Below are 8982 nucleotides of genomic sequence, written 5' to 3'. Positions count from 1 at the left end.
CTCCCGTTCGATCTGCATCGCCAGCTCGAAAGCCCGCGCGAACACCGATGCGATCTCGCCGGGCCCGTGCTCGATCAACTGTTCCAAGACCGCCTCAAGCGCCGTATCCTTCCTGTCCATTCGTTCTTCTCCATGGCCGTGTTGCAACTCCATGGAATACCAGAATGGGCAGCCCGTGCTGGGGCGCCCCAGCACGGGCTCACGCCCCGCGTCTCAAGCGAATTTCCAGACCTGAGGGTACAATACCGGCACGCCCGCCTCCAGCGCCATTTCCACGGCGCACAGCACCGCCTGTTCATCGTGATGCAGGACCAGCGACAGGATCTCGACCATCTCCCGATCGCCGCCGGGCTTGCGCAGCATCTGATCCTGCAACTGGCGGAATGCCTCTGGCATCTCGACAAACGGGGCGCCGTTACGAAGCGCGCCCGGCTTGCGCTGAACCACGGCGAGGTAAAGGCGCCAGTCATAGATGACGCGGCCAGGTTGCCGGTGCGACCGTTCAATGATGCGCTGGTGCTCGCAGACCACGTGCCCCTCGGCCACGATCACCAGCCGTTCGGGGTAAACATGCAGGCTGACGGGGCGGTTCGCAAAACTGGCAGGGACAGAGTAGCGATTGCGCTCGAAGGTGATCAGGCAGGTGGGCGATACCCGCTTGCTGTGTTCGACAAAGCCATCGAAGGCCGTGGGCAACGGCATCAGCGCAGGCTTCTCGACCTCCCAGATGTCGGCAATGCTGCCGGTCAGGCTGCCATGCGCGGTCTCGGTCCACAGCGCCTTGCAGCGCTCTTCCAGCCACACATTCAACGCATCAAGATCCGGAAAGGCCGGCATCACCTGCCAGAGCCGGTGGCGCGCATCGCGCACGTTCTTCTCGACCTGGCCTTTCTCCCAGCCCGCCGCCGGGTTGCAGAAGTCGGGCTCGAACACATAGTGGCTGGTCATGGCCATGAACCGCGCATTCACATCGCGCTTCTTGCCAACGCCCACGCGATCCACCGCCGTCTTCATGTTGTCGTAGATCCCGCGGCCCGGCACGCCCTCAAAGACCCGGAACGCGTGCCAATGCGCGTCGAACAGCATCTCATGCGTCTGCAACAAATAGGCCCTGACCAGGAACGCGCGGCTGTGCGACAGCTTGATGTGGGCCACCTGCAACTTGATGCGCTTGCCGCCGACGGGGGCCCAGTCCTCGCTCCAGTCGAACTGGAACGCCTCGCCCGGCTGGAACACCAACGGCACGAATGTCCCGCGATCGGTCGTCTGCTGCGCGCGTTGCCGGTCTCCTTTCCAAGTCCGCACGAAGGCTGCGACACGCTCATACGAGCCGTCATAGCCAAGCTGAACCAGATCAGCGTGCATCTGCTTGGCGGTGCGCCGGTCCTTGCGCGACTTGCGCTGCTCCGTCACCAGCCAGCCTGTCAGCTTCTCGGCATATGGGTCCAGCTTGCTCGGCCGCGCCGGTGTCTGGAACCGGGGCTCAACGATCCCCGCCCGCAGATACTTCTTGATGGTGTTGCGAGACAGCCCGGTCCGCCGCGCGATCTCGCGGATGGGCATCTTGTCCCGCAATGCCCAACGTCGAATGACGCTCAAAAATCCCATGTCGATCACTCCGAAAACCCCCGACAAATCCCGTCAGGGGCAAGCTTCCACATGGGTCAGTTCTCAGTGACAATTTAGACTGCTGCCGGGTCAGTTCTCAGTGACAGCCAACACCCGCGATACGATCCCGGTAATCCCCATGCGCTGACATCGCAAGGCCCGCGCGGGCGTCGACCGGACGCTCTACGCGCTGCGCAACCTCGTGGAGCGCTGCTGCGGCCGCCTCAAGAACGCCCGCCGCGTCGCCACCCGCTCCGACAAGACCGTCGAAAGCTTCCTTGGCTTCGTCGACGTCGCCTGCATCCGCTTATGGACACGGCGTCTTATCAACACAGCCTAGTATTATAGATCGGGGGCGTCGAGCTGCCCGTGCCGATCAGCTATCAGCAAGGATTCGCAGGACGAAACTTATCAAGTTCGCGCGGCAAAACCAATCCAGTCTTTATAATCTCCCTATGAGCATTTCGATTGACCAAATGGTTTAGAAGCTAACTCGGCTGGGGGGGGAGCGGCGCGCTGAATTCAATACGACACCCGTTCTTTATCGGCTTCAGCTAGGCGACATCCCCCGCAACCTCTCTGACCTGCGGCGCAGTAGCTCCACCGTCGTCAATAGGAGAATGGAAATTGTCACCAAAATTGTTGCAACGGCCAAGATCGTTGGTGAAATCTGCTCGCGCAGGCCGATGAACATCTGCCAAGGTAACGTTTTCTGCCCGGCCGAGCCAACGAAAAGCACGACGACGACTTCGTCGAAAGAGGTGATGAAGGCGAAGAGTCCTCCCGATACGACGCCGGGCAGGATCAGTGGCATTTGTACTTTGAAGAAGGTGCGCACCGGACCGGCGCCCAAATTGGCCGAGGCGCGAGTCAGTGATGTGTCGAAGCCGACCAATGTGGCTGTCACGGTAATAATGACGAAGGGAATACCCAATGCGGCATGGGCAAGCACCACACCCAGATAAGTGCCCTGCAGGCCGATACGGCTGTAAAAGAAATACATCCCGGCCGCTGAAATAATGAGGGGAACAATCATCGGCGAGATAAGAATTGCCATGATTGCGCGGCGTGCCGGAACATGCGGCTGGCTCAAGCCGACCGCCGCCAACGTGCCGAATGCCACCGACAGGAGAGTCGCCATCGGCGCAATCTTTACCGAATTTGCCAGCGCCTGCTGCCATGAGGAGTTGGTAAAGAAATCTTGGTAATGACGCAACGAGTACGCGTCGGCCTCGAACGCGAGCATACCCGGCGTGAAGGTAAAGAAGTTTTCGGCGTTGAAGCTGAGCGGTATGATCGTGAGGATCGGTGCGATCAGAAAGAAAAAGATCAGACCGCAGATGACGTAAAAGGCATAATGCCAGATTTTTTCGCCCAACGAGGCATAGGGATGAAGTTCCATGATGTTCTCCTTAGCCCAAGCTGACGTTATCGATGCCCACGATCCGGTCGTACAGGTAATACAGGACCAGCACGACCGCGAGCAGGATTGATCCGAGCGCCGCAGCGAGTCCCCAATTTAACGATTGCGAAATATGATAGGCGATTCGGTTGGAGATGAAAGTCCCGGTCGTGCCGCCGACCAATTCCGGCGTGATGTAATAACCGATGGATAGAATGAACACGAGGATACAGCCCGCGCCGATGCCCGGTACCGATTGCGGAAAATACACCCGCCAGAACGCTGTCGATGGTTTCGCACCCAGGCTCTTGGCCGCACGGACGTAGTAAGGCGGGATCGTCTTCATTACCGAGTACAGCGGGAGGATCATGAACGGCAGCAGAATATGCGTCATCGCGATGATTGTACCGGTCTGGTTGTTGATAAGCTCTAGCCGATTGCTGTCAGCCAAAACTCCAAGCCAGACGAGAGTGTCGTTGATGACACCCTGTTGCTGAAGCAGGACTTTCCAAGCGCTGGTCCGCACAAGCAGCGAGGTCCAGAACGGCAAAAGGACAAGGATCAGCAGGATATTTGACGTCCGCATCGGAAGGTTCGAAAGTAGGAAAGCGATCGGATAGCCGAGCAGGACACAACTGAACATGATGACCATCGACATGAACAGCGTTCGCTGGAACAGCAGCGCATAGATGCGTTGGTCGTCGGGCTGTGCGACGACACCTTCGGGAGATAGCTGCAGGTCGACCGCCGAAAGGAAATATCCCGCCGTATAGGGGTCAGAGAACGCTTGGATCGTGCCCCAGACGTCGCTGTCGAGCCAGTCTTCGTCGATGTCGGCAAAGGCGTCACGGGCGCTGATTGTCTCGAACCCGGACACGGCTTGGGCCGCTTCTGCCACAAGGTCCGCCTGCGGCCCCTGATAGCCCTCGCCGCCTTCCGCCAGAAGATCGGCGTAAAGAGCCTCGTAGACCGCCGGCCACGGCTCCTCCCGGAAGAGACTGTCCTCGTTCTCGACCTGAGAAATTTCAGCAAATCGCGAGTAAAGCGGCGCGGCGCTCGGAAAGGCTGCTCGCGCTTGGTCGGCTAGCTCGAAGCGCGGCGCCGGCTCTTCAAATGCGGCGGCAATCGCCTCTTCGGCAGTGGTGGCCGCGTCCTGCGCCGCTTCCGCGGCCTCGACTTGCGCCGCCCATTCGGCACGGTCCTCGATCCAGTCCTCCGAACCCATCAAGGTTGCCCAAGTCGCGCCTTCTTCCCAAGCTTCGTTCAGGTCCTCGAACTGGTCGACGTAAAGCTCGTCCACGTCGTCGACTGCGCGACCGGTCTTCCGGAACAGGGACGATATACCTGTCGTCTCGTAGTTGAGGCGCGACCCGAGCCGCGTGTGCTCCTTCAACTCGGCCGCGATCGTCATGTCGACGGCGAGCGCGCGGAACACAGCCTCTTCGGGAGCGCCGTCACCGTCCCAATCCTCGAGCGCCACGACGGTGCGCGGAAGGGTTTCGCTCACGATCTGGTTCTCAACCGAGCGGAACAGCATGTCCGCAATCGGCAGAATGAACGTGATGACGATGAAGACGAGGAGCGGCGCGATCAGCGCCAAAGCCCGCAACTTCTGCGCGCGCAGAGCCCGGTTCAACGACTGCTTTAGCGGACGCCCGTCCGCGGCCAGCATCGGACCGGAGCGCTCCTCGCGATCGGCGTTGCGAATGGCGTTGTCGGGCGTCGCGCCTGTGAATTGGTCGGGGCCGGTCACTTGATCGGTCATCTTCGGGCCTTCCTGTGGCGGGCGGGTGCGGCGGCGCGCAAGGCGGTGAAGCTTCGAACTTCTTGGGCGGAACACTGTCTCGACTGGTATCCCGCGGGCGGATGATCGGGGTCCCGATGGACACACACGATATACTTCAAGTCTCTTTAAACGTCCGGAATCGGTCGCAAAACGCGACGGAGGGCTTGCAAGGCGGGTATGTGGAGGCAGAAACGACGGACACGTTCTTCGAGCTTGTCACGTCAGATGGCCGATCACGTCGCCCTCAAGCAAGTTCCGCCTCTGTTATACGAGTCTCGTCGGTCAAACTGTTGACCCGGCACGAAGGTGCAGGGCGGGATCGTTCCCGCCCTGCAGTGGATCACTTACTGAACAAGCCAGGATTGGAACTTCGAGTCCAGATCGTCGCGATAATCGGCCCACCACTCATAGTTGTAGAGGAAGGTGTTTTCGGCATTGGCAGGGTCGGTCGGCATGTGCGGCGCCATTTCGATGCCGAGTTCAGCATGCGTCGAGACCATCGGCGCCGACGATTCGCGGGCCGGACCGTACGCGATGTACTTCGACTGATCCGCCAGACGCTGGGTGTCGGTGGCGAAGTACAGGAAGTCCTTCACGCGCGCGAGCTTCTCATCGGACAGGCCGGCGGGGATGACCCAGCCATCGATGTCGAACACCTGCGCGTCCCAGAGCATCTCGACCGGCTGGTCCTGCTCGGCAATCAGGCTGAACAAACGGCCATTATAGGTCGAGCCCATGACGACTTCGCCATCCGCCAGAAGCTGCGGCGTGTCGGCGCCCGCCGTCCACCAGATGGTGTTGTCCTTCAACTCGTCGAGCTTGGCAAAGGCGCGGTCTTGACCTTCTTCGGTCTCGAGAACATCGTAGATGTCATCCTTGGCGACGCCGTCGCAAAGGAGCGCCCACTCCATGTTGCCGATCGGGCGCTTTTCCAGGCTGCGCTGACCGGGGAAATTCTCCTGGTCCCAAAGTGCACAGATGGTTTCCGGAGTGCCGGTCCAGCCCTCTGCATCCGAGCGATAGCCGACGGTCGTCGAGTATACGATCTGCGGAATGAAGCAGTCGGAGATGATCAGATCGCCGTAATCGTCGGTCGGGTCGGTCCCGTCCGGCGCGGGCGCCAAGATCTCATCATGATCAACCTCCATCGCAAGACCTTCGTCGCACAAGCGGATCGCATCGGACGCCACGACGTCAACGAGATCCCAGGTGACGTTGCCCGCTTCGTTCATCGCGCGCATCTTGGCGACGGCCTCGGCGGAGGACTCGTCCCAGGTTACCTCGACCTCGGGGTTCATTTCGACATACGGCTTGACGTACGCTTCATCCTGACTGCCCTGATAGGCGCCGCCCCAGGATACGACCGTCATCTCGTCGGCCATCTCAGCTTCGTGAGCGGCCGCAAAAGCGCCGGTGGCGGTCAGCGCGAATGCGCAGGAACCAAGTAGAATTGTTCGCATCTTCATATTGTCTTGTCTCTCCATTGGATTTGCCCTTGCGGTATTTTCCGCACGCCGTGGGCCAGACGTGCGGTTCATGCGGCTCAGATATCGAGCGCGCGGCAATCGTGCGGCAACCAGCCGATCTTGACCTTCTGGCCAGGCTTCAGCCGAACCTGATCGGCACGGTTGCGTGTCTTGACGATGAAATCATCGCGACCTGCGACGCGCAGGCGGGTCCGGAACACGTCACCCATGTAAATGAACTCAAGCACTTCTGCATTGAGTGTGTGCGCGTCAGGACCCAAATCCGGATCGATCTCGACCCGTTCGGGCCGGATCGAGACGAGCGTCCGATCACCCACGTTCGAGACATTGACCGGCAATGCATCGATCTCTTCACCGGAATCGAGCCTCACCACACAGCTGTCGCTGCCCAACTTGGAAACCACGCCATCGAGCGTATTGTTTTCGCCGATGAATTGCGCAACGAAACTATTCTGCGGCGCCTCGTAAAGCTCATCTGGTGGCGCAAGCTGTTGGATCCGGCCATCGTCGAAAACCGCGACCCGGTCCGACATCGTCAGAGCCTCTGTCTGATCATGGGTCACATAAACGACGGTGATCCCCAGCTCATGCGCCAAACGCGTGATCTCGAACTGAAGCGTCTCACGCAGCTGCTTATCGAGAGCGCCGAGAGGCTCATCCATCAAAACCAGCTCAGGCTCGAAAACCAAGGCGCGAGCCAAGGCGATCCGCTGCTGTTGGCCACCGGATAACTGGGCGGGACGGCGACCGCCAAAGTCGCCCATCTGCACCATGTCGAGCGCGCGCTTGATCTTTCCTTCGCGCTCGGACTTGCCCATCTTCCGGACTTCAAGTGGGAATGAAAGGTTCTCGGCCACCGACATGTGCGGGAACAGCGCGTAGTTCTGGAACACCATCCCGATCCCGCGCTTGTGGGGCGGAATGTTGTTGATAGGCTGACCCTTCAGCTTGATCTCGCCGTGCGTCGCGCTCTCGAACCCGGCTAGCATCATGAGGCAGGTCGTCTTTCCCGATCCCGAAGGTCCGAGCATGGTCAAGAACTCACCCTTCGGCAGGGCGAGATTGAGATCTTTCACGACGAGCGTTTCGCCATCATAACTTTTTTGAACGCGTTCGAATTGCACGAACGCATCTTCAGCTTGCATATCAAGCAAGATCTTTTCCCCGTTTTTCCGGTCGCTCTTCGGCACCTATCTATAGACAAGCATCTGCCGGTGAAGTTTGCAACCCGATGAGCCAGAGCGGTTGTTGCATGAAGATTTACTGGTTATTTTTGGCGTTACAAAGCCTTCATTTCACAATACGATTGACGCTCGAAGCTTCTGTCTTTGCGAATGGACTCATCGCATGGTTTCGGTGACGGGTGTGCGCTAGGTGTTCCGTCCCGGATGATCACCTTTCCCCGCGACGATCCGCGCTCTTCATGGCAAGATCGGTTCTGAGGGACCTTCGAGACGGGGCACGACCATGCTGATACATCTTCACAAGCAGGCCACGACCACGCCGAAGGTGCGGGCGGCGATCCAGGCGAGCACGGAGCCTGCTCCGGTCCTGGCCGAGCGCTTCGGCATAACGGAGCAGACCGTTCAAGGTCGCGATCACGGCCACCATGCGAAAGCTGATCGTGCTGGCCAACACCTTGCTCAAGGAGGATCGGGTGTGGACACCGACGCCACCCTTACCCGATGGCAAGATCCGCCCTCATGTCGTTACGACCTTTGCTGCCCATAGCAACGTGGAAGACAAGCCGCATCCGGCGGCCAAGCGCCTTTTGCGCGTGTTCAAGCGCGATATGGTGGCGCTGGAGCGGAATGGAGTGACGGGAATTTGGTACGTGCAGTCGATGCACGTGAAGAACGGCCTCTTTCTCGCGCCGCACAACGAGGCAAACGCCGATGCCCGTGCGCGAGACAAAGCTGATCCCTTCCGTTTCTGGCAAATTGGCGCGGGTCCGATGCTGAAAGCTGGGATCCGCCGTGTCCATGTCGACGAGATGGGCCGCGTCCGCGATCCGGGCCCGCCATCCTGACGCCCAAATCTTGTGGATGAGTCCAGTCCGAAAGGGTTGGCGCCATGGACCAAATCATCGATATCGCGACTGACGGGCGGCACCTGTCACGCGATCGAGGATTCCTGAAGGTTTCCGAAGGCGGGACGGAGGTGGGGCGTGTCCCGCTGGATCAGGTCGCTGCCGTTATTGTCCATGCGCATGGTACGACTTGGACAGCAGCATTGCTGACCGCGTTGGCAGACCAAGGGACGCCGGTGGTGCTTTGCGGATCTAACCATGCGCCCCGATCCGTCCTGATGCCGCTCGAGGGACACTTTGCCCAAGGTGCGCGCCTTAGCTCGACTTTATACATTATGCGGCGAAGCAAAGTGCTTCGGCCATGCGCACGAGGCGGTCGGGCGGGATTTCTTGCGGTTCCCGGTCCGGCGGAGAGTGTTGGAAAACCTCTCCTACCCAGAGGGCCAGACGCACCGAACCGATGGCGTCGGTGAAGGTGAGATTGGTCTTGCGATACCATGCTGCGGCATAGGGCGTGCTGGTCGTGCTCAGCAGATCGCAGGCCCACAGCGAGATGAGGCTGTAGAGACCGAGCAAGGCAGGTGTTGTTCGCGCGATTGCCTTGTCGGACCACTGCCTTTGGGTTTCGACGCCGAGATGCGCGCGGGTTTCTGCAAAGGTGACCTCGACC

General features: G+C 59.8%; 4 protein-coding genes and 6 pseudogenes. 4 read left to right on the top strand and 6 right to left on the bottom strand.

Features of this window, described 5'->3' with window-relative positions:
- Positions 1-246 precede the first annotated feature (246 nt).
- Positions 247-1608, bottom strand: a pseudogene (istA, locus tag JSE7799_RS12885) (IS21 family transposase); the annotation flags it as partial.
- A 124-nt stretch (positions 1609-1732) separates the two neighbouring features.
- Between istA and JSE7799_RS12880 the strand changes: the two are divergent.
- Positions 1733-1948: pseudogene (locus JSE7799_RS12880) on the top strand (IS5/IS1182 family transposase); the annotation flags it as partial.
- 210 nt (positions 1949-2158) lie between these two features.
- Here the strand turns inward: JSE7799_RS12880 and JSE7799_RS12875 are convergent.
- The 4 genes and pseudogenes from JSE7799_RS12875 to JSE7799_RS12860 all read right to left on the bottom strand — a co-directional run.
- Positions 2159-3010: pseudogene (locus JSE7799_RS12875) on the bottom strand (ABC transporter permease); the annotation flags it as partial.
- A gap of 10 nt (positions 3011-3020) precedes the next feature.
- Positions 3021-4775, bottom strand: a complete 1755-nt coding sequence (locus JSE7799_RS12870) for an ABC transporter permease (RefSeq protein ID WP_083480573.1) — start codon at positions 4773-4775, stop codon at positions 3021-3023.
- 365 nt (positions 4776-5140) lie between these two features.
- Positions 5141-6262: an extracellular solute-binding protein gene (locus tag JSE7799_RS12865; protein ID WP_055663984.1), complete on the bottom strand. Its 1122-nt coding sequence runs from the start codon at positions 6260-6262 to the stop codon at positions 5141-5143.
- Positions 6263-6339: 77 nt separating this feature from the next.
- The gene (locus JSE7799_RS12860; protein ID WP_055663983.1) at positions 6340-7428 is read right to left on the bottom strand and encodes an ABC transporter ATP-binding protein; all 1089 of its coding nucleotides are present in this window, start codon (positions 7426-7428) and stop codon (positions 6340-6342) included.
- A 322-nt stretch (positions 7429-7750) separates the two neighbouring features.
- On the opposite strand from JSE7799_RS12860, the pseudogene JSE7799_RS20560 reads away from it, so the two are divergent.
- From JSE7799_RS20560 to JSE7799_RS21815, 3 pseudogenes are all read left to right on the top strand, one after another.
- Positions 7751-7870: pseudogene (locus JSE7799_RS20560) on the top strand (IS481 family transposase); the annotation flags it as partial.
- Positions 7857-7958, top strand: a pseudogene (locus JSE7799_RS21370) (IS110 family transposase); the annotation flags it as partial. The pseudogenes JSE7799_RS20560 and JSE7799_RS21370, both read left to right, overlap by 14 nt.
- A gap of 398 nt (positions 7959-8356) precedes the next feature.
- Positions 8357-8548: pseudogene (locus tag JSE7799_RS21815) on the top strand (CRISPR-associated endonuclease Cas1); the annotation flags it as partial.
- A 97-nt stretch (positions 8549-8645) separates the two neighbouring features.
- On the opposite strand, the gene JSE7799_RS21810 reads toward JSE7799_RS21815, so the two are convergent.
- Positions 8646-8982, bottom strand: a 337-nt coding sequence (locus JSE7799_RS21810) for a hypothetical protein (protein WP_245624883.1), incomplete at its 5' end; no start/stop codon positions are given.

The organism is Jannaschia seosinensis (assembly GCF_001408515.1).
Taxonomy (GTDB): domain Bacteria; phylum Pseudomonadota; class Alphaproteobacteria; order Rhodobacterales; family Rhodobacteraceae; genus Jannaschia; species Jannaschia seosinensis.
Note: the sequence above shows the minus strand (reverse complement) of the source record. Positions and strands in the feature narration are given on the sequence as shown.